Source organism: Niabella hirudinis (assembly GCF_051201075.1).
GTDB lineage: Bacteria > Bacteroidota > Bacteroidia > Chitinophagales > Chitinophagaceae > Niabella > Niabella hirudinis.
In genome coordinates, this window is sequence record NZ_JBPEHJ010000003.1 from 474,899 (window position 1) to 495,936 (window position 21,038).

Annotated in this window: 24 protein-coding genes; 15 read left to right on the forward strand and 9 right to left on the reverse strand. The window is 45.5% G+C overall.

Translation table 11 applies throughout. From position 1 onward, the window contains the following. The first annotated feature begins 2 nt into the window (after positions 1 to 2). The 7 genes from GGU45_RS08400 to GGU45_RS08430 all read left to right on the forward strand — a co-directional run bounded on the left by GGU45_RS08400 (position 3) and on the right by GGU45_RS08430 (position 7,541). Entirely contained in the window at positions 3 to 1,880 is a 1,878-nt protein-coding gene (locus GGU45_RS08400) for a M1 family metallopeptidase (RefSeq protein ID WP_435223750.1), read from the forward strand. A gap of 66 nt (positions 1,881 to 1,946) precedes the next feature. After that, positions 1,947 to 2,921: an oxygen-dependent coproporphyrinogen oxidase gene (hemF, locus tag GGU45_RS08405; RefSeq protein WP_435223751.1), complete on the forward strand. Its 975-nt coding sequence runs from the start codon at positions 1,947 to 1,949 to the stop codon at positions 2,919 to 2,921. A 39-nt stretch (positions 2,922 to 2,960) separates the two neighbouring features. Then, positions 2,961 to 3,320 carry a four helix bundle protein gene (locus GGU45_RS08410; protein ID WP_435223753.1) on the forward strand — a complete coding sequence of 120 codons (360 nt, stop codon included), beginning with the start codon at positions 2,961 to 2,963 and terminating at the stop codon, positions 3,318 to 3,320. Between the two features lie 107 nt (positions 3,321 to 3,427). Then, entirely contained in the window at positions 3,428 to 4,414 is a 987-nt protein-coding gene (gene hemB, locus GGU45_RS08415) for a porphobilinogen synthase (protein WP_435223755.1), read from the forward strand. 1 nt (position 4,415) lies between these two features. Next, entirely contained in the window at positions 4,416 to 4,946 is a 531-nt protein-coding gene (locus GGU45_RS08420; protein ID WP_435223756.1) for an STM3941 family protein, read from the forward strand. A 347-nt stretch (positions 4,947 to 5,293) separates the two neighbouring features. Next, positions 5,294 to 6,589: an MFS transporter gene (locus tag GGU45_RS08425; protein ID WP_435223758.1), complete on the forward strand. Its 1,296-nt coding sequence runs from the start codon at positions 5,294 to 5,296 to the stop codon at positions 6,587 to 6,589. Between the two features lie 91 nt (positions 6,590 to 6,680). Further along, on the forward strand, positions 6,681 to 7,541 hold the full coding sequence (locus GGU45_RS08430; RefSeq protein ID WP_435223759.1) for an MBL fold metallo-hydrolase: 861 nt from the start codon (positions 6,681 to 6,683) through the stop codon (positions 7,539 to 7,541). 468 nt (positions 7,542 to 8,009) lie between these two features. Here GGU45_RS08430 and GGU45_RS08435 read toward each other — a convergent pair whose 3' ends face one another. Beyond that, positions 8,010 to 8,849: a DUF3108 domain-containing protein gene (locus tag GGU45_RS08435; RefSeq protein ID WP_435223761.1), complete on the reverse strand. Its 840-nt coding sequence runs from the start codon at positions 8,847 to 8,849 to the stop codon at positions 8,010 to 8,012. Further along, positions 8,836 to 9,837, reverse strand: a complete 1,002-nt coding sequence (locus tag GGU45_RS08440) for a lysylphosphatidylglycerol synthase domain-containing protein (RefSeq protein ID WP_435223763.1) — start codon at positions 9,835 to 9,837, stop codon at positions 8,836 to 8,838. The genes GGU45_RS08435 and GGU45_RS08440 overlap by 14 nt, the downstream gene beginning before the upstream one ends. 6 nt (positions 9,838 to 9,843) lie before the next feature. On the opposite strand from GGU45_RS08440, the gene ruvC reads away from it, so the two are divergent. From ruvC to GGU45_RS08470, 6 genes are all read left to right on the forward strand, one after another. Continuing rightward, positions 9,844 to 10,413: a crossover junction endodeoxyribonuclease RuvC gene (ruvC, locus tag GGU45_RS08445; protein WP_435223765.1), complete on the forward strand. Its 570-nt coding sequence runs from the start codon at positions 9,844 to 9,846 to the stop codon at positions 10,411 to 10,413. Positions 10,414 to 10,519: 106 nt separating this feature from the next. Next, on the forward strand, positions 10,520 to 12,280 hold the full coding sequence (locus GGU45_RS08450) for a sensor histidine kinase (RefSeq protein ID WP_435223767.1): 1,761 nt from the start codon (positions 10,520 to 10,522) through the stop codon (positions 12,278 to 12,280). Continuing rightward, positions 12,277 to 13,029 carry a LytR/AlgR family response regulator transcription factor gene (locus GGU45_RS08455; protein WP_435223769.1) on the forward strand — a complete coding sequence of 251 codons (753 nt, stop codon included), beginning with the start codon at positions 12,277 to 12,279 and terminating at the stop codon, positions 13,027 to 13,029. Before GGU45_RS08450 ends, GGU45_RS08455 begins: the two co-directional genes overlap by 4 nt. A 73-nt stretch (positions 13,030 to 13,102) precedes the next feature. Then, the gene (locus GGU45_RS08460) at positions 13,103 to 13,324 is read left to right on the forward strand and encodes a hypothetical protein (protein ID WP_435223771.1); all 222 of its coding nucleotides are present in this window, start codon (positions 13,103 to 13,105) and stop codon (positions 13,322 to 13,324) included. 50 nt (positions 13,325 to 13,374) lie between these two features. After that, complete coding sequence (locus GGU45_RS08465) at positions 13,375 to 13,872, forward strand: DinB family protein (RefSeq protein ID WP_435223773.1); 498 nt, start codon at positions 13,375 to 13,377, stop codon at positions 13,870 to 13,872. Between the two features lie 219 nt (positions 13,873 to 14,091). Continuing rightward, positions 14,092 to 14,727 carry a hypothetical protein gene (locus GGU45_RS08470; protein WP_435223774.1) on the forward strand — a complete coding sequence of 212 codons (636 nt, stop codon included), beginning with the start codon at positions 14,092 to 14,094 and terminating at the stop codon, positions 14,725 to 14,727. Here GGU45_RS08470 and GGU45_RS08475 read toward each other — a convergent pair. Then, positions 14,702 to 15,637 carry a DUF6438 domain-containing protein gene (locus tag GGU45_RS08475; protein ID WP_435223775.1) on the reverse strand — a complete coding sequence of 312 codons (936 nt, stop codon included), beginning with the start codon at positions 15,635 to 15,637 and terminating at the stop codon, positions 14,702 to 14,704. The two genes, GGU45_RS08470 and GGU45_RS08475, sit on opposite strands and share 26 nt — an antisense overlap. 114 nt (positions 15,638 to 15,751) lie before the next feature. Next, entirely contained in the window at positions 15,752 to 16,144 is a 393-nt protein-coding gene (locus tag GGU45_RS08480) for an HIT family protein (RefSeq protein ID WP_435223777.1), read from the reverse strand. Between the two features lie 142 nt (positions 16,145 to 16,286). Here GGU45_RS08480 and GGU45_RS08485 point away from each other — a divergent pair, with 142 nt between their 5' ends. Further along, a complete protein-coding gene (locus GGU45_RS08485; protein ID WP_435223779.1) occupies positions 16,287 to 16,976 on the forward strand; it encodes an outer membrane beta-barrel protein in 690 nt (229 codons plus the stop codon). Between the two features lie 125 nt (positions 16,977 to 17,101). Here the strand turns inward: GGU45_RS08485 and greA are convergent, their stop codons facing one another. The 4 genes from greA to GGU45_RS08505 all read right to left on the reverse strand — a co-directional run bounded on the left by greA (position 17,102) and on the right by GGU45_RS08505 (position 19,681). Then, entirely contained in the window at positions 17,102 to 17,575 is a 474-nt protein-coding gene (gene greA / locus GGU45_RS08490; RefSeq protein ID WP_435223781.1) for a transcription elongation factor GreA, read from the reverse strand. A 96-nt stretch (positions 17,576 to 17,671) separates the two neighbouring features. Beyond that, positions 17,672 to 18,607 carry an NAD(P)-dependent oxidoreductase gene (locus GGU45_RS08495; protein WP_435223782.1) on the reverse strand — a complete coding sequence of 312 codons (936 nt, stop codon included), beginning with the start codon at positions 18,605 to 18,607 and terminating at the stop codon, positions 17,672 to 17,674. Positions 18,608 to 18,674: 67 nt separating this feature from the next. Then, positions 18,675 to 19,427 carry a 16S rRNA (adenine(1518)-N(6)/adenine(1519)-N(6))-dimethyltransferase RsmA gene (gene rsmA / locus GGU45_RS08500; protein ID WP_435223783.1) on the reverse strand — a complete coding sequence of 251 codons (753 nt, stop codon included), beginning with the start codon at positions 19,425 to 19,427 and terminating at the stop codon, positions 18,675 to 18,677. A gap of 26 nt (positions 19,428 to 19,453) precedes the next feature. Beyond that, positions 19,454 to 19,681, reverse strand: coding sequence for a CDGSH iron-sulfur domain-containing protein (locus GGU45_RS08505; protein ID WP_435223785.1), 228 nt, complete (start codon positions 19,679 to 19,681; stop codon positions 19,454 to 19,456). Between the two features lie 78 nt (positions 19,682 to 19,759). Between GGU45_RS08505 and GGU45_RS08510 the strand changes: the two genes are divergently transcribed. Further along, positions 19,760 to 20,374 carry an HAD family hydrolase gene (locus tag GGU45_RS08510; protein WP_435223787.1) on the forward strand — a complete coding sequence of 205 codons (615 nt, stop codon included), beginning with the start codon at positions 19,760 to 19,762 and terminating at the stop codon, positions 20,372 to 20,374. A gap of 80 nt (positions 20,375 to 20,454) precedes the next feature. Here the strand turns inward: GGU45_RS08510 and atpH are convergent, their stop codons facing one another. Beyond that, the gene (gene atpH / locus GGU45_RS08515) at positions 20,455 to 21,018 is read right to left on the reverse strand and encodes an ATP synthase F1 subunit delta (RefSeq protein ID WP_435223789.1); all 564 of its coding nucleotides are present in this window, start codon (positions 21,016 to 21,018) and stop codon (positions 20,455 to 20,457) included. Positions 21,019 to 21,038: the final 20 nt, after the last annotated feature.

A 21,038-nucleotide genomic window follows, 5' to 3' on the forward strand; every position in this document is an offset into this window, starting at 1 on the left:
TCTTGAAAAAGATACCCCTTTTAACAGTGCTGCCTATACTCCTCTGGACAGCTGTTGCTGCACAGGAGCTATATATGCCCCGTAATATCCGGAATGCTGTAAAAAGGGGAACCCGTACCACAACCGGATTGCCGGGAGCAAACTACTGGCAAAACAGAGGGGTGTATGAGATCAGTGCTACCGTAAATACCAAGGAAAAATCTGTTTCGGGGAAAGAAAAGATCAGCTATTCCAACAATAGCCCGGATACCCTCTGGTCGGTGGCGATCCGTTTTGTAAACAATATTCACAAGCCAGAAGCACCAAGAGCCGGACAGGTGCCTACGGATTTTTTGACCTCCGGCCTAGAGATCAATGGGTTTGTAGTAAATGGGGAACGCTATACGGTCAACAGCGATGACTGGGGCACCGTTAATAACATAAAGCTCCACACACCCTTGCAGCCACACTCAAAAACGGAATTTGAGATCGGATGGTCGTATCCCTTATCCAAACTCAGCGGCCGGGAGGGACAAATTGATCCAAACACCTTCTTCTGTGCCTACTTTTATCCGCGGATTTCCGTGTATGATGATTACAACGGATGGGATCTTCTGCCACATACCGATGGCGGTGAGTTTTATAATGATTTTAATGACTATACTGTTTCCGTCAAAGTGCCCACCAACTATGTGGTTTGGGCAACGGGAACCCTGGAGAACGCAAAAGAGGTATTGCAGCCGGCGGCCCTCAAACGTTTCCGGGAATCACAGTCCTCCAATAAAGTCGTTCATGTGGCCACTGCCAAAGACATGGAACAGGGCGCGGTAACCAATTTCAGCGAATGGAATGAATGGAAGTTTACGGCCCGGAATATTACTGATTTTACGTTTGCCACCAGCAACCATTTTGTATGGGATGCCGGCAGCGTGGCCCTGGGGGATGGCAACGGGTTAAAAAGGGTAAGCGTGCAAGCGGCCTACAAGGATACTGCGGCTGATTTTAAAAATTATGTTGAGTGGACCAAATATGCCATCCAGTGGTATTCGGATCATCTGCCGGGTGTTAACTATCCCTACCCCACTATGACGGCCATCCAGGGATATGCAGATATGGAATATCCCATGATGGTAAATGATGCCTCTTTAAGAGATCTGATGGACTCCCGGCTCACGGTAGATCATGAAGTGGCACATACTTATTTTCCCTTTTATATGGGCATCAATGAAACACGTTATGCCTTTATGGATGAAGGCTGGGCCACTACTTTTGAATACCTGATCGGTATATCAGAAAATGGAAAACAAGTGGCAGACAGCGCCTATAAAAGTTTCCGGATAAAGAACTGGATCAGCAACCCGGCAACAGAAATGGATCAACCCCTGATCACGATGTCGTCCCAGTTATCCGGGGCAGGGTACGGAAGAAATTCCTATGGGAAAGCTTCGCTATCTTACCTGGCCTTAAAAGACCTGCTGGGAGATGTCCCGTTTAAAAAAGCACTGATCAGTTATATCAATACCTGGAACGGGAAACATCCCGTTCCCTGGGACTATTTCTATTCCATCAATGCCGCCACAAAGCAGGATCTTAACTGGTTTTGGCAAAACTGGTTCTTTAGCAATAACTACATCGATCTTAAAATTAAGAACGCCCGGTCCGGCAATAACAATACCACCATCACCCTCGAAAATATTGGCGGGTTTGCAGTGCCCTTTGATGTGATCATAAAACCGGAAAACGGGAAAGAAAAGCATTGCCATTATACACCGGCAATATGGAAGGGAAGGGAACGGTCAGTCACTTTAACAGTGCCCGGCAGTGGAAGAATAGAAAAGGTTATCATCGACGGAGGGATTTTTATGGATGCTACTCCGCAGGACAATAGTTATCTGTTATGAAACGTATAAGTTCCATCCGACCAATAAAAATCGTCCCGTGCAGCGGGACAAGCAAAAAGTATACGGATGAAAAAAGAAGCAACAAACGCATTTCGCCAGCAGTGGATCGAATATGTATACGGTCTGCAGGATCGCATCTGCAAAGCCCTGGAGGCAGAAGATGGCCGGGCGGTTTTTAAAGAAGATAACTGGCAGCGCGGTGAAAATGGAAAAGGTGGTGGCGGGCATTCCCGTATCATGGAAAATGGCGCTGTTTTTGAAAAAGCCGGTGTCAATGTTTCGGTGGTATACGGGCATATTACCGAACAAATGCAAAAAGTGCTTTCTATTTCCCCCTCCTCCAGGGTGGGGGGTGGGGCCGAAGGTACCTGGTTCGCCTGTGGCATTAGCCTGGTGCTGCACCCGGAGAACCCTTTTGTACCCACCACCCATGCCAACTGGCGCTATTTTGAAGCGCATGACGGGGAAGGCACCGTTACTCACCGCTGGTTTGGCGGCGGCGCGGATCTGACGCCTTATTATTTGTTTGAAGAAGATGTGACCCATTTTCATTCCACGCTAAAACACGCAATGGATCCGTTTGGGCAGGAGCTATACCCGAGGTATAAAAAGCAATGTGATGAATATTTTTCCAATAAACACCGGGAGAATGAGATGCGGGGGGTAGGGGGTGTATTTTATGACCACCTCTATCTGAACAGCGAAGAGGAAGCGGCACAGTTGCTGGTGTTTCAAAAAGCCAATGGAGACGCATTCCTGGATGCATATCTTCCCCTTGTGCAAAGAAGAAAGCATACTTCCTGGAATGCTGAAAATAAAAAATGGCAGGAGATCCGGCGTGGCCGCTATGTAGAGTTTAACCTGATCCACGACAGGGGAACGATCTTCGGACTGAAAACAAAGGGCCGCACAGAAAGCATTTTAATGAGCCTGCCACCAACGGTCCGGTTTATTTACAATTACGAGCCGGAGCCCGGGAGCCCGGAAGATCAATTGCTGCAGGCCTGTAAACATCCGCGGGAATGGGTTTTTGATGTCTGATGGCTGATTTTTTGATGTCTGATGTGTAAAAGTTAACTTATGGATAGAAAAGAATTACAGGACAGAACGAAGAAGTTTCATGTGGAGGTGATCAAACTTTGTGAAAACTTTCCAAGGAACGCAGCTGGCTTTGAAACGGCCAAACAACTCATACGGGCTGCAGGATCCGTGGGCGCAAATTATAGGGCTTCTGCCAGAGCAAAATCCCCAAACGATTTCTTGTATAAGATAGAAGTTGTTTTAGAAGAATCAGATGAGAGTCTTTATTGGTTGGAGGTTGTTAGAGATGCGAACCTGCAAGGCAGCCAGGAACTAAATCAACTAATTAAAGAAGCAAACGAATTAACCGCAATTTTCGTGGCTACAGATAAAACAAACAAAGCAAACATAAAAAAATGATTTTTTTATGTTGATTCATGATAGCGACTCTGTTGTATAAATAATATGAATGCGGAGCGCACAAAAGATCATAAATCAGACATCATAAATCAGACATTAGAGAAATTATGATACTACAACACAGAAACCGGATATTAAGAAAAAGTTCCGCCATCCGAGATATGGTAGCGGAAACACAATTACGCGCTGCTGATTTTATCCTGCCGCTCTTTATTACGGAAGGCAGGGATGTGGTAGAACCCATCAGTTCTATGCCGGGCTATTTTCGCCGTTCTTTGGACAAGACCGTAGAAGAAGTAAAGGAATTGTGGACCCTGGGCATCCGGAGCGTATTATTGTTTGTAAAATGTGATGATGCGTTGAAGGACAATACCGGAAAAGAAAGCTGGAATCCCGGTGGGCTGATGCAACAGGCGGTAAAGGCTATAAAGGACGCCATCCCTGAAATAGTGGTAATGACCGATGTGGCCCTGGATCCTTATTCGGAATACGGCCACGATGGCATTGTAGACGTAAAGAGCGGCTATATCCTGAACGACGAAACCGTGGATGCGCTTACAAAAATGAGCCTTTCGCATGCGGCTGCCGGAGCCGATTTTATAGCACCCAGCGATATGATGGATGGACGTATTGGAGCCTTCCGGAAAGCGCTCGAAGAAAACGGGCACACGGGGGTTGGCATTATGAGCTATTCCGCAAAATATGCCAGTTGCTTTTACGGCCCCTTCCGCGATGCGCTGGATAGCGCCCCTGGCTTTGGCGATAAGAAAACCTACCAGATGAATTATGCCAACCGCACAGAGGCGATTAATGAAACGTTGAAGGATGTGGCAGAAGGCGCAGATATTGTAATGGTAAAACCAGCGATGGCCTACCTCGATATTATCCGCGAAGTAAAAAATGTCGTTACCGTTCCCGTAAGCGCCTATCATGTAAGCGGCGAATATGCCATGATCAAGGCGGCGGCGGAGCGGGGCTGGCTGGATGAAGAAAAGGCCATTATTGAAAGTCTTACATCTATCAAAAGAGCTGGCGCCGACCTGATTGCTACGTACTTTGCCAAAGACGCAGTGAAGATATTAAATGGAAAATAAAATGAAGGATCCGGTTGTCATCCCCGTAAACAAGAAAAAGACCATACGTTACCTGATAGGAGCCCTGCTGTTGGTGCTGCTTGGAGTGTTGTTTGTTGTAAAGCCTTTTTTGTTTATAAAGAGCGATGACCCAACAGTAATAAAAATTATCGGTTATATCTGCACCGGCTTCTTTGGGATTGGTGTTATTCTTTTTGTTCAAAAGCTGCAGAATAAAAAAGAAGGGCTGATCATCGATACCGAAAGTATCACAGATCATTCGAGTGGAATCTCGGCCGGAAGGGTATTGTGGCGGGACGTAAAGAATATATGGGTGGAGCAGGTGGCGGACCAGCCTATCATTATGCTGGACGTAAAAGATCCCCTGTTGTACCTGCAACAGCAGCAAAACCCGGTAAAAAGGCGGGCCATGGAGCTAAATTACCAGCTTTACAAAACCCCCGTGGGTATTTCAGCGCAGTTTTTAACGATCGGGTTTGAACAGCTGCTGCAATTACTGCAAACCTCCTTTAATGAGGCCAGGGGGAAATAAAGGGGCACGATTTCAGGTTCCAGGACTCATGCCTGGGCCCGTTTGATGCTTGGTGTTGAATGTTTTATTCCCGGTGTTAAAGACACCCCGATCGGAAGAAAGATTGAGTAGCTATACCGGCATCTCCACTTCTACATTTAATATTTTTCATTCAATATTTTATCTTCCCCAAAGGGACAAGTTTCAGGTTTCAGGTTCGATCCGTTTCTTGCGCGATGATCTGTTTTCCTCATTTTCACATTCTCCTCCCCATTCCCCAGGAATGTTGTACCAATAACCCGCTGCTGATCGCCAAAAGCTACAAACGAATCGCCGCAAATCCCTTATTTTTATGCAAACAAAACTCCATGCAAACGGCTTCTAGGAAAGTGATCAATGGATGGGCCATGTACGATTGGGCCAACTCGGTGTACAACCTGGTTATCACTACTACTTTTTTTCCTATTTACTTTTTGGCAGTTACTGGTAGCAATGGCGCCGATCATAAAGTAAGTTTCCTGGGAAGGCGGTTTATAAACTCCTCCCTGTATGATTATGTGCTGGCAGTGGCCTATTTGCTGGTAGCCCTTCTTTATCCCATCCTCACTTCTATTGCCGACACCCGGGGAAATAAAAAAAAATTCATGCGTTTTTTCTGTTATATGGGAGCATCGGGTTCTGCGGCGCTGTTCTTTTTTACAAGTGATTCGTTGGGTCTGGGCGTGGCAGCCTTCATGCTGGCGGCAATGGGTTATGTGGGCAGCCTGGTATTTTATAATGCCTATCTGCCGGAGATTGCGGCGCCCGAAGATCAGGACCGGATCAGCGCCCGGGGCTTCTCTTTTGGGTATATCGGAAGCGTGATTATGCAGTTGATAGGTTTTATGCTGATTGTGTTAATGACCGATAAAGGACTGGCCACCCGGCTTACTTTTTTACTGGTCGGCATCTGGTGGTTTGCCTTTGCGCAGATCACGTTTGCCCGCTTGCCCAAATCAGTGCAAACAGGAAAGGTAAAGGGCCGGATCTTTAAGGATGGCTTTATTGAAATAAAAAAGGTATATCTGCAGGTCAAGCAAATGCCCGTACTCAAACGGTACCTGCGCGGCTTCTTTTTTTACAGTATGGGGGTACAAACCGTAATGCTGGCTGCAACCTTGTTTGGCAGTAAACTCCTGGGGCTTCCGGACGACCGGCTGATCATATCGGTTGTGATGATTCAGTTGGTAGCCATTGCGGGGGCCTGGTATATATCCCGTTTATCTGCCCGGTACGGAAATATAAAAGTATTGATGGGGGTGGTTGTTTTTTGGATACTGATCTGCCTGGCGGCTTATTTCACCGCACTGGTAGCCGAAAGCGGCGGTAATGGCGAGTATCTGTTTTATGGACTGGCAGTAGCTGTAGGCCTGGTAATGGGAGGCATTCAATCGCTTAGCAGGTCTACCTACGCCAAGCTGATGCCCGATACGAAGGATACGGCCTCCTTCTTCAGCTATTATGATTTTACCGAAAAGCTGGCCATTGTAATCGGTATCTTTGCCTTTGGATTTATTGAAGAGCAAACGGGCAGTATGAAAAATTCGGTATTATCTCTGATCCTGTTCTTTGCCATCGGCTTTTTCTGGCTCTACTCCGCACTGGTAAAGCAGCGGAACGCATAAGGATCAGCCTTCAGCAATCAGTTTTCAGATCAACCCGGCGCAAAAGACTAAAGACTAAAAACATCTCACGTTCAACTTCTCACTAAAAAACATGAACCTATACACAATCAATTGCGGTCATTTTAAGTTAGATGGCGGTGCTATGTTTGGTGTAGTACCCAGGAGCATCTGGAACGGACTAAACCCCGCAGATGAAAATAATATGTGCAGCTGGGCCACCCGTAGCCTGCTTATTGAAACCGGTAACCGGCTGATATTGGTGGATTGTGGCATGGGCGATAAGCAAAGCGAAAAATTCTTTGGGTATTATTATCTGCATGGCGATGATAACCTTGACAAATCGCTGGCACAATACGGGTTTCACCGGGATGATATTACAGATGTATTCTTAACCCACCTTCATTTTGATCATTGCGGAGGGGCCATAAAGAGAGGGGGTAACGAGCTGGTACCGGCGTTTAAGAACGCCGTTTATTGGAGCAATGAGGCACATTGGGACTGGGCCATCCATCCCAATCCGAGAGAAAAAGCTTCATTTCTGAAAGAAAATATATTGCCAATACAGGAAAGCGGACAGTTGCAATGGATTACCGGGCAAAAGGAACAGGCGGATAAACTTGCAGTAGCACCCTTTCTTGAGAAATTTGACATTCGCTTTGCCAGCGGACATACCGAGGCCATGATGCTGCCCCAGGTGAAGTACAAAGGAAAGACGATCGTATTTATGGCCGATCTGTTGCCATCTCCGGGGCATATTCCCCTGCCTTATGTAATGGCCTACGACACCCGTCCGCTGATAACCATGGTGGAAAAGGAATCGTTTTTAAAGGAAGCGGTTGCAAATGATTATCTCCTGTTTTTTGAGCACGATCCGCATCAGGAATGTTGTACGCTGAAGAATACGGAAAGGGGCATCAGACCCGATCAGTTTTTTAAGTTGAGTGAGCTTTAGCCCCCTTTTGGGGGAATGTGGGAATTTCTGATTTCTGACAAACTTACTATTATACGAATACCCCGTTAATGGCCCAACTTTAAACCTACAAAGACCCCGGTTAATACTGAACATCAACCCTCAAATTAAAAAACGAAGACTCCGTCAATCCCGGCTCTCATTTACACATTTTGATATTCTCAAATTTTCAAATTAGTATGAATATCCGGTTAGCATCAATGGGCAATGGATCATAGTCGATAGTCAATAGTTCATAGTCAATGGTCAATAGTTCATGGAGTATAAACCCGGATCCAACCTGAGACTTGAAACCTGAAACCTGAAACATCAAATGTCAACCCTCAAACAAAAAAACGAAGACTCCGTCAATCCACGGCTCTAATTCCCACATTTCCATATTTTCAAATTAGCAAATTTTAACTGGAACTTTAAACGTGAAACCAGAAACCTATAACTGCCGAAGCTTGATCAGTTCTTCTTGATTAACGCCGTCATCGGACTCTTAAGCCCTTCAAAACTGGTCATATCGATCCGCACTTTACCAACAATGATCGGACTTTCTACCCGTACCGGCACGTGGTTGGCGTCATCCGTAACCCATACCACCATTTTTTCACCGCCTTCAAAGATCGTTCCTTTGATGGTTAGCGGCTGAATGCGTATGGTTTTAAATTTTCCATATTTGGTGTTAATGGTTTCCTTACCCATATAGCGGATGTACATATTAAAAACCTCGTTATCAAGGAAAATACTAAAAGGCACTTTGTCGCCGCGTTTGAGGCTGTTATAATCTACATTACGGGCATAAAATACGGAGCTGACCACATCGTGTACACAGGGCGGTACTTTGTATGTGTTGCCTTCCATAGTGACAGCTGTATTGGCCGATTTGACAAAGCTGACTTTCTCATATTTTTTATAACCGCCCTCATTAATATTTCGGATGAACTGCAGCGGCTGGAAGGTTTCTACATCAATGAATGTTTCATAGGTATCTTTGGCTTTGTAAGCCCATTCATAGGAAGAAAGCGTACGCCCCGTACCGGTAATATGATATACGGAGCGACCATTCAGCTTTATCAGCGTGGTTTCAAAAGACCCTGCTCCGGCGGGTACAAAGGCCCCTGCCACACTGTACCCTACTGTAAAACCTACTTTTTCACCTGCCTGAAAGGCGGTATTGGGTATGGCGCAATCACCAGCAACCACCGTTGTGGACGGGGAAGGTATCTCTGCACCCGCGGGTACAGGTTTGTTGCCTGCAAACAGCATAAAAAACGGGACCAGGAATAAACTAAGCGTTTTCATTTTTGCTTTTAAATATTCTTTTTATACCTAATACCAGCACACTTCCAACCAGTGCCGGTATGATCAGGTTAATTAACCAAATGCTTGCCGAAGTTAAGCTAATACCCAATTGATTAGCGTTAAATAATCCTAATATTGTCAGACTGAGGCTCCCCCGGATGCTCAGATCCGTAAAAAGCGCAATGGTGGGGATGATGGCCAGGATTAAAAACAATACGCTCACTCCCGTCCAGGTCTGCCAAAAAGAAAGATCTACTTCAAACAACTGAAATAATAAAAAATATTGCAATATAAATATAAAAAACCTTGTTACCGATAAAGACAGCAATCGGAGCAGTACCGTTGCATTAAAATGTTCCAGCGCCTCAATAGACCAGGAGAATTTTTTTCCGGATGGAATACGGTTGATCCACTTTACCATCCAGGAAATGCGAAAATAAAAGATCAGCAGGACAACAACCCCCAACGCTACGATGTAAAAGAGTGAATCAAACCATAACTGCGAAATGATGCGGGCTGCAACAAGGGGCTCTTTTAAAAAATAAAGGGAGCACAAGCCCATTCCCATTGTGACCAACAGCTGGCTGGCATTGCTGACCACGGTGAGGGTAGCTGCCTTGATACGTTTACCCTCATCTATATACAGTACGCGTCCCACATAATCGCCGATACTGTTGGGAGTGGAAACAGAAAAGGATACGCCGGCAAGCGTGGCTTTTAAAGCTCGTAAAAAAGAAAGCCGCTGCACGGTTTTAACTGCCAGCTGCCATTTATAGGCTTCTGTAAGCCAGTTTACAGCCATCAGCGCCATAACCGCCAAAAGGTAAATGATTTTTGAACTGTTTAAGGATGCTTTGATCTGCACCCAGGATGCTGCCAGTCCCTCCTGCTGGCGCACCTGGTTATAAATAGACCAACATAACCATGCAAACAGCAGGGGACCCAGGAAATAATTGAAGAATATTTTGATATTTTTGTTGATCTTCATGAATCTGTGGTAAAAATAGCAACATCTGCCAACATAATACTCGGTATCGACCCCGGTACGCTCATCATGGGTTATAGCGTCATTGAATGTTCCGGGCAGAAGGTACAAATGCGCGAAATGCATGCCATAAAATTTGCTGCCCGTTTAAATAATTATGAACGGCTCAACAAGATTCATGAAAAAGTAACGGAGCTGATTCATAGGTATAAGCCCAATGAATTTGCGATTGAGGCCCCTTTTTTTGGTAAGAACGTGCAAAGTATGCTCAAACTGGGGCGTGCCCAGGGAGTTGCCATTGCCGCCGCTATGCATTTTAATATCCCCATTACAGAATATTCACCCCGCAAAATAAAGCAGGCGGTTACAGGCAACGGAAATGCGGCCAAAGAGCAGGTATGGAAAATGCTGCAGCAGATCCTATCCTTAAAAGAAGCCCCGGAGTATTTTGATGCCACCGATGCGCTGGCTGTAGCCCTTTGTCATCATTACCAGATCAGCAGTCCGGTAAAAATAACCGGCGGGTTTAAGGGCTGGGAAGATTTTTTAAAGAAAAACCCGGATAAGATAAAGAAGTAATTCTTGCCCAGGTTGAACGTTTACCAATTGATTTTGGGCGAATACTAACGGATCATTGACTTTGGCTTTTTTGATACGCAATATTTGTGTAACAAAATCAACAGATATGAAAGCAATCTACACAATACTGCTCCTGCTTTTTGTAACATTCAGTTCCTTTGCCCAACGGAAGATCACTGGTGAGACAAAACCTGCCTATAAATATGAGATCAACTTTGAACCAAGCAGTAAAACCGGTGGAATAAGCATTACAACACCCTATTTAAGCCATGCTGATTTTATATTTGAAAGAAACCTGACTGCACAGCCTGGGCATAAGAGTACTTTCAGTAAATATGAAGGGATTCTCCTGGGTATTGTAAAGCCATATGATGGCAATACAACTTTTGGGCCCGGGTATATACAATCGCTTTCAAAAAGATACCGGGTGGCAACCATTTCCGATAGCTCGGATATACAGGTAATTGCCTATGGCATTACGCCCAATAATAAAAACTTTTTTAAATACCATGTTGTCCTGAACGATAAAAAAGAACTAACCTCCTGGACAACGCCCCGGTATTTTGAAAAACAGTTTGATGCCGAACGCCCCTACGCCGTACTATGGAAGGGTAAAGCGCTGGCGGAGCAGGTCTACGTTGAGGCCTATGATACCCGCGATTTTGATAACAGGGAAGGTGTGCTGCTGAACTGGAACTTAACAACAAAAGAGCTTCCCCGCGTTTCGGGAATGTGGGCTTTTATGAGGTTTGTGGAAAGAGGCGTGCCAATGCAGAGGGAATATTTTTTTAGAAAGGACTCGATCAGCAGCCCATTCTTTTCAAAATTTAATACCGAATATAATTACCCCGAAGATCTCCATTTCCGGCAGAATGATTTTGGGGACTTTGGTATTTATTTGGATCTGCTACCCGGAACATTTTATTCAGCCACCATAAAAAAGATCATCAATGACAGCATCAGCGAGTACCGTTATGCTACCTATAGTAGTGCCAATCCGGTTCTGTCGATCCAGGAGGATGTGTTTGCCGCTCCGGGCAACTATGAAATTGAGATCTATAACGTGCATGGGGAAGAAGATGAAGAGGGAACAAAAAAACAGCGGATCCGGATCCCGGTAAAAGTATTTCCCCCGCCTCCAAAAGAAACAACGTTTACCATCAAACAAATTGTTCCCTATGCAACGGCAGCTATATTGATAGCTGCTTTTGTGTTTTACTTGTATTACCGGCAAAACAAAAGAAAGATTGCCGGCATTGAGATGGAAAAGCAGGTGAGTAAACTGCGCCTGCAATCAGTCCGCAACCAGCTCAACCCCCATTTTGTATACAATGCGCTGGCGGGTATCCAGAACCTCTTAAACAAAAATGATAACAAAAGGGCCAATGCGTATTTGACCCGTTTTTCCCGGCTGTCACGCAGTGTGCTGGAGGACGCGGAAAAAGATCTTATCACGATTGAAGATGAGGTTAAACTGCTGAACGATTATTTACAGATGGAGCAAATGCGTTTTGGATTTGACTACACCATTCAGGTGGATGCAGCCATTGACCCAACGAACACCGAGATGCCCGCCATGCTTTTACAACCTTTTGTTGAAAATGCCGTAAAACATGCCATGCCGGCCGTTGCTTATGGGAGTATCGGAATTGTGTTTGAAAGAAGGGATAAAAACATCCTGATTAAGATTCGGGATAATGGAAAAGGGTTCAACGCACACACCGCGCCGGGCACTGGTTCCGCATTATCCAAAAACAGGATATCTTTATTAAACGAGGTATACAGCAACACTCCTGTAGTCCTGGACGTTCAATCGGGAGCAGGCGGTACCACTATATTACTCACATTAAACGACTGGCTGGCATGAACGCGATCATTGTAGATGATGAGGCACATAATATTGAAAACCTGGAGGGGATGCTGTGCCGGGGCTTTCCGGAGATAATGATTTCCGGTACGGCCGCCACCGTTGAAAACGCTATTGCATTGATAATGGCAAATCCTCCGGACCTGTTATTCCTCGATATTCAAATGGGAAAGGAAACGGGTTTTGACCTGTTAAAGCGGATCCCCCATCGGAATTTTGAAGTGATCTTTGTAACGGCCTATGATCAATATGGGATACAGGCGATTAAGTTTGCCGCCCTGGATTATATCCTGAAACCGATCGACGAAAAGGAGTTAAAGGCAGCTATTGAAAGAGCGGTCGAAAAGTGGAACAGTAAACACAGCTACCATCAGCTCGATTTTTTAATCCATCATCTTAAAGGAGCAGGCAGGGCCCCGGCAAAGATCGCGCTGCCTTTATTCCAGGAGACGCGCTATGTGGCCGTAACCAGTATCATTCGTTGTGAAGCGCAGAATACCTATGTTTATTTTTACCTGAACAATGGTGAAAAGATACTGGTTTCCCGGCCGCTAAAAGAGTATGATGAATTACTGGCTCCGGGCGGCTTTATCCGTTGTCATCAAACGCACCTGGTAAACCCGGTATTTATAAAAAGCCTGCTGAAAGAGGACGGCGGCTGTTTGCTGTTAACCAATGAAGAGAAGATACCGGTATCCAAGGCCAAAAGAGATGCGGTGAAGCGGGCACTGGCAGGGCAAAAAGAATAAAATACACCGGATTTTCTCCTGACATACAGCTGTCACCGGATCTGCTTTACTTTGTGTAAAAGAACAAAGACAGATGAAAACCGCGGTTGAAGTTTTTAAAACAAATGTGCAGGGGCCGCCGGTGGCAAAACTGCTGAAGATGCAATTGAAAGCATTGTTGCCATCGGCAAAAATAAATTTCGATCTCGAAGATTGTGATCATATACTGCGTGTGGAAGCCCCCCGCACCTTTGATGTAGCATTGGTCAGAAATTGTATGTTGTACCATGGTTATGAAGCGGAACAATTGTTGTAACCTGTGAGCCCGCCCGCCTTAAATATTTATTTACTTTATAAACAAAAATCATGACAAGATTAGCGATTTTAAAAAAGGATTTTGACAATGAAATGGTAACCACACGGAAATTCCTGAACATTGTTCCTGAAGATAAATGGGACTGGAAACCGCACCCCAAAAGTATGAGCCTGATGCAGCTGACCACGCATATAGCAGAGCTGCCCGGCTGGCCGGCCATGACCTTTGAAACATCCGAACTGGATTTTGCAGCATTCCCTTATCAGCCCACGGTAGTAAAAGACCGAAAGGAACTGCTGGAAATTTTTGAAAGGGAGGTTGCAAAATCGGAGAAATACCTGAACGATCCCGAAAATGAAAAAAAGCTGGATGATGCCTGGACCCTCCGCGAAGGCGATAAGATCTATGGTGTAAATCCCAAACTGGATGTAATACGGATGAGCATTAACCAAACCATCCACCACCGGGCACAGCTGGGCGTGTTCCTGCGCCTGCTCGATGTGCCCATCCCCGGCAGCTATGGCCCCAGCGCCGATGAATCATTTTAATTTCCTGGCGGCGGAGGCAACCTGTTAGGTCTTAAGACCTAACAGGTTGCCTCCGCCGCTTTTACCGGAATTTTCTTAATATTGTATATGCTTCCACTTTGGCAAAAAGTAATTAAAAATCCTACTTAGTTCCCGCAATCCTGCGGGAAACGTTGCCTGTTTTGGGTACGGCTTCCATGCCCCTGATCCATTTTTATTGATAACTCCCAAAAACAGTGTATGGCAGCAACCATTATTGAACCGTTTCGTATTAAATCGGTGGAACCCTTACGGTTCACTACAAAAGAACAACGCACCGGTATTTTAGCCCAGGCCTTTTATAACCCATTTATGATACACGCAGACGATGTTTTGATCGATCTGCTGACGGAAGAGGGGCGTCAGCCCGCTACCATAGCACCATTTAAAGGCAATATAAACCTTGTGGCGCTGGAAGCAACTATCAAAGAGAAAGGTGCTGCTCATATCGCCATGTGCATCATCACCATTACCAATAATTCCGGTGGTGGCCATGCCGTTTACCTGGATGCGAAGGCATTTCTGCCGCAGGTTTCATTGCAGCAATATCCTGGTTTGGCGTTGAGCAATGCCTTGTATATAGAAGGGGGCGTCCGCAGTGTGGAGATCGGTTCGCTGATGTTTGGAAAATACGCAGCGGACGGATCCCTGATCCCTGCGCCGATGGAACTGGTACGGCTGGCTATTCCCCGCCGGGTATACACGCAAAGTCATATCGACTATGTGGCAGAGATCATCATCGATGTATTTAGGAAACGACAGGAGCTAAGAGGGTATGAGATCGTATATGAAGCACCGTTGTTACGGCATTTTACGGCGAAGCTGAAACCGGTATAAGCCGGTGCCCGGGAGGGGTGATCTGCTCCTTCCACCGGATGGAGCGTTTAAGCAACTCCAGTTTTTGATAGAGCAGGTTTAGCCCCAGCGTTCCGGTCATGCCATAGTCTGTAATGGTTTTGGTTTTTCCGTTGTCATAGGTAATGGTGATGATGGCTGTTACCAGGTCTGATGCCAGGTCCCTGTAGTCTTCATATAGGTTTTCAAAGCTTATGTAATTGAGCAGGCTGCAGAGCGCTGCAAATTCCGCCGGCCGGAGGGTGCCGGAAGAATGATCATCCAGGGAGGCCGAACAACGGGCATCAATGACCAGTCGGCTGTTTCGAAATGTAACAGAAGCACCGGATGTGGAGTATGCTATTTTTTGAATAGTGTGTGCGGCGGGCTGTGGATTTTCTTCGATAAAGTCCCCATATTTAAAAATAATATTTATGGGGCTGAAGTGAGTGATCTCTTTAAGAGTGCCGCGGTCCGGTTGTCGGATATATTTTATGTACGTGGTTTTACCATTGTGCCTGATAACCGGAAAGCTGCAGGACGAGGATCTTGTATGCCGGTTCAGTGTTTTTAGTTCATAGCGGTTGCCTTTGTTAAGGACACAGAGGATGGTATGATCCGGCTGATTAGTAATAATCAGCAGATCGGGCCGCCCATCATTGTCAAGATCGGCCTTTGACCAAGACGTTAGTTTCAGGCTGTCCGCTATGTGCTGACAATCGCTGTCTGTAAATGTAAGGACGGCCGGTATTTTAAAGTTCTTATAATGACTGTCAATGCTTCCAAGTAATTGCGCTACCTGCTGGGCCGATCGGATTCGGCTTATATCGTAACAGCATTTAGCAGCAGGCTGCCCATTGGCAAACGTAACTTCGAAAAATAAAACAGCCAGCCATTTAAGGGAATTTACCATATATACGCTTTTCGGGTATAATATAATAGATGCCGTTTTTTATGTTTTACACAATCGCCTCCGGCGATATTCCTGTTGCCCGGATAAGGATTGAGTGGCGCTATACCGGTACTATTATTGTAAATGGGATACGATCAGCTCCTGCACCTCCTTCATTTCTTCGGGGGATAGTTTGAGTTTCGGCTGCAGGAAATTGACATCATTGGCATCGTTGAGCGGGATCAGGTGCACATGGGCGTGCGGTACTTCGATGCCTACCACGCTTACGCCGCAGCGGTTACAGTTGAAGCTTTTTTCAATGGCTTTTGCCACAGGCTTTGCAAATACCAGCAGTTCCGAAAGGTATTCATCCGGTACATCAAACAGGTTGTCTACTTCTATCTTGGGCACTACAAGGGTGTGGCCCCTGCGCAAAGGCATAATGTCTAAAAAAGCAATGAATTTGTCGCTTTCGGCGATTTTATAGGAAGGGATTTCTCCCGCAATGATTTTTGAAAAGATGGTCATCTGACTTATTTTAGGGTAAAGGTACAAAATAGGTTATTTTTGAAACAGGAGCCGTTTGCCAAAATAGCTGCGGCAATTTAAACGAAAATAAATCATCACTAAGGTCGGTATTATCTAAACTGTTTTATCAAATCAAACCCCTATGAAGAGGAACCTGATTATCCTTGCTCTGCTTGTTTTTCCGGGCCTTTGCTTTTTTACGGAAGCACAGGTTAGATGGGGCGTAAGAGCCGGTGTTAATTTTACCAATGTATGGGCAGTGGTAAATGGAAAACCGACTAATTCAACCATCAGAGCCGGGTTTAAAGGAGGTGCAGATGCGGAGATACCGTTGGGCCACTTGTTCCGGATCGAACCGGGATTGCTGTTTTCAACAAAAGGATATAAGAACGGACAAGCGGTAAAGCTCAATACAAACGCGTATTATTTGGAAATGCCCGTTAATATTATTTATTGTCCGAAGGTGGGCCGCCGGAGCCTTCTTTTGGGTACCGGCCCCTATCTGGGATACGGGTTGGGTGGTAAATGGAAAACACCCGGGGTTAACAGCGGATCGGATTTCCGGATGGGATGGAACGGGAATCTACAATTTGTAAATGATACCAAAATGGATGATTATTATTATACCGCTCCCGGGGCAAACTTTACTTATGGCAAACCCATTGATGTAGGGGTGAACTTTCTTGCGGGTTATGAATTGTCTGATAACCTGGATCTGCGTTTAGAGGGGCAGCTGGGGATAACGGATCTTGCCCCTAAAGTGGAAGGACAAACAACAAAAGACCACCTGAAAAATGTTGGATTCGGAGTTTCAGTCGGGTATAAATTTTGATAGTAAGGCAGTATTAAAAAAAACCGCCCCGGTTTAACCGGAGCGGATCAAAAGCTGGTAGCAGTGCTGCAGTACAAGTGTGCAACGCAAGAAAGGATCGGTCATGCACCGCTGCCGGCTAAAAATCATATCGATATTTCTTCAATTTTAAACTGGATCACGCCTGCCGGTGCCTGTACATCGGCCACATCACCTGGCTCTTTACCCAGGATACCCTTGCCAATGGGGGAGGTGATGGATATTTTTCCGGCCTTCAGATCGGCCTCCTGCTCACTCACCAGCTGGTAAACCACTTCTTTTTTTGTTTTTAGGTTGGTGAGTTTTACCTTGGTAAGGATGGATACCTTGCTGGTATCGATAGTGGACTCATCCAGGACACGCGCATTGGCCAGCGCGCCTTCCAGTGCAGCAATTTTGGCTTCGAGGATGCCCTGGGCTTCCTTGGCTGCATCATACTCGGCGTTTTCTTTGAGGTCTCCTTTTTCACGAGCTTCCGCAATGGCCCTGCTGGCAGCCGGGCGTTCCACACCTTTCATGTGTTGCAGCTCTTCCTTCATTTGCTCCAGTGTTTCCTTTGTTACATATTGTATACTGCTCATATTTGTTACTTTAGAATAAACAGAAAAAAATAACAACGCCTCAGATCAGAACTGAAGCGTTGCATTAACTATATAAACAAATATAAATAAAAAGGGTTACAATTCCTTTATCCCCAGCTTTTTTAACAGAACTGTAGCCATTTTCAAAAAAGCCTCGTGACTATAGCCGGCAATATGGGGAGTTATAATTACGTTTGATTGATTTAGAAGCCATTGCAACGTTTCCTTTTCTTCCCGAGTGTAGGTATCCAGCTTCTCATTCTCGAGCACATCCAGACAGGCACCGGAAATGAGCGCTTGTTTCAGCCCTTCTTTCAAGGTGGGGAGATGAATGACTTTGCCGCGGCTGGCATTAAGGATAATGGGTTTTTGCTGCATGGTTTTCATAAGCTCCAGGGTAAGCATACCCTTTGTATCGGAGGTCAGCGGCACGTTGAAACTGATCACATCCGAATAGCGGCAAACCTGTTCCAGTGAGGCTTCTTTTACATGATCATGAGCAAAATCATTTTTGAATTTATCATAAGCCAGTACCGTTACATTAAAGGGTTGCAGCAGGCGGGCAAAGGCCCAGCCGGTATTGCCATAACCAACAATGCCCACGGTTTTTCCGGTAAGCTCGGTACCCCGGTTCTCTTCCCGCTTCCAGGTGAACTGCTGTACTTCCGGAACGGCAATGTTCATTTTGTTGAGCAGCATCAGCAGCATGCCCAAACTTTGTTCTGCAACGGCATTGCGGTTACCTTCCGGACTGCTTACGCAAAGAATATTTTTACTTTGTGCATAGGGTACATCAATCAGCTCCATGCCGCTGCCCAGGCGCCCGATCCATTTAAGAGAGGGAGCTGCATCGATCAGGTTTTTATCAACTGTTATGCGGGTGGTCAATACCAGGCCGGTAATATCGTGGGACTGCGCCATCAGTTCCTCATACGTTATTTTGGGCAGGTAATTAACCTCAAACCCTTTTTCGGCAAGGGTTTCCTGCAGTATAGGATGTGCATTTCCCGTAATGATCACTTTCTCTTTCATCAATATTTTTTATGTAAAATAAATGGAATAAACTGATTAAACGATGCGGCAATAAATAGCGGCCGGATCATTTCATTTTAAAACTGAGCGCCGCAAAATCGCTGACGGATAATTGCTCGGCGCGTTTGTTAAAAATATCGTCTTTCAATGCCTCCTCATCAAACAGGGGTTTAACAGCATTGCGCAATGTTTTTCTTCGTTGGTTAAAGGCCGCCTTGACCAGTACGGTAAATGCCCGGTCCGACTTTACGGGTTCGGTTGTTTGCCTTCTTCTAAGCCGGATTACACCGCTTTTCACCTTGGGGGGCGGGTTAAAAGCTTGCTCGCTTACATCAAACAGGTAATCAACCTCATAAAAAGCCTGTATCAAAACACTGATAACGCCATAAATCTTTGAACCGGGTGCAGCAGCCACCCGCTGCGCCACTTCTTTTTGAAACATCCCGGTAATAACCGGAACCTGTTCCTTCCAATCAAGTATCTTAAAAAGGATTTGTGTAGAAATATTATAGGGAAAATTGCCCACTACATGAAACAGGCCCTCAAAGGGAACGGCAATATCCAGTATGCTTTCATGGATGATTTTGTCTTTTAGCTCCGGATAAGTGGCCGTAAGGTATTGCACTTTTTCGGCATCCAGCTCTACAGCCTTAAAAGAAATATCCGGCAATTGTACCAGGTAGCGGGTAATAGCGCCACCGCCGGGGCCTACTTCCAGCAGCTGTTCGGGTTTTTCACCGGCAACAGCTGCTACAATTTTCCTGCATATATTGTCATCTTTCAGGAAATGCTGACCCAATGACTTTTTTAATGTGTACATGCTGCAAAATTAGGCAGTAGCCCGGTTTAAACTGTTTTCTTTGGGGGCAGGGCAAAGGCAATGGCTTCGTGTTCAAAATGGCCTTTATGGCTGCCATCGCAAAAGGGTTTGTTGGCCGATTTTCCGCAGCGACAAAGCGATACTATTTCCCTTCCACCCAGATCGTAGGGATTGCCTTCTTTATCTACGATTTCAAAATCTCCCTCGATCCGTAGCGAACCATTATTATTTACTGTAATTTTTGTTGTAGCCATAATTATTTATTAGCCGGCAAAGATAGGGGCTGCAAGGGCGAAAAATGTTTCACCCTTACAAAAACCTATCTTTGAACCATGATTAAAAATGTAATTTTTGATTTTGGCGGTGTATTACTAAATCTGGATTTTAAGCGGTCATTTGCTGCATTTGAAGCATTGGGATTTGAGGATTTTGAAAACAAATTTTCACAGTATACAGCTGCCCCCGTGTTTCAGGAGCTGGAGAAAGGGTTGATTGCGGCTCCTGCATTTTATGAGGGACTCCGGAGCCTGTTGGGGAAGCCCGTTCCGGATGCACAGCTGGAGCAGGCCTGGAACGCCATGCTGCTGGATTACCGCAAGCCCAGTCTTGATTTTTTAATACCGCTTGCCGGCAAATACAGCCTGTTTTTACTCAGCAATACCAACCAGATCCACTATGATCATTTTTCAAAAACGCTGAAGGAAGAAACGGCTTATCCCTCGCTGGAATCATTTTTTAAGAAGGCGTATTACTCTCACGACATCCAACGCCGGAAGCCGGATACTGCTACCTATGCTTTTGTACTGGAAGATGCGGGGATCAGGGCGGCGGAAACGCTGTTTATTGACGATAGCTTTACCAACCTGCCTGCGGCGCAGGAGCTGGGCATCCAAACACATTTATTGCTGCCGGAGGAACGGATAGAGCATCTGGAACAGCTGCAGTAGGGGAAATGTAAAATATTAAATCAAAAAAGAAAGCCCCGTTCTTTTGGAACAGGGCTTTGATATTTTGAGTGATAATGTTACTATCGCACTTTATAGATAAAGTCGTTATTCTTAAACTGCTTGGAGATGGCCTTTAGATCATAGCTAACGCTGGCATCTACCATTTTATCGCCCATTTCCAACACAAAGCCACCAATGATATCGGGGTTAACGGTTGCTTCCAGCTCGATGTTTTGCTGACCGGATGCTTTTTTCACCTGTTCAATAATATTATTTTTTACCGCATCACTTACCGGCACGGCGGTGGTTAGCTTTACGGTGTGGATATTGTTCAGCACTTTGTACTGTGCTATAAATGCCGGCAGGATTTCCGGAAGAATGGCTTCCCGGTTTTTGGAGATCAGCAGGCTGGCAAAGCCTTTTGTCATAGCGCCAATGTGGTTGGCGGTAATGGCTTCCACGATGCTCTTTTTCTTATCGGCCTTAATGATGGGGCTGCGCAACAGGCTTACAAACTCCCTGCTTTCTTTGCACACCGCCTGCAGCCACTGTACATCTGCAAATACGGCTGCTACCTGGTTTTTTTCTTTGGCCAGGTCTAACAGGGCTTTTGCGTATCTGGAGGCTAAACGGGGATTAGGCATATCTTAAATGTAAAATAACG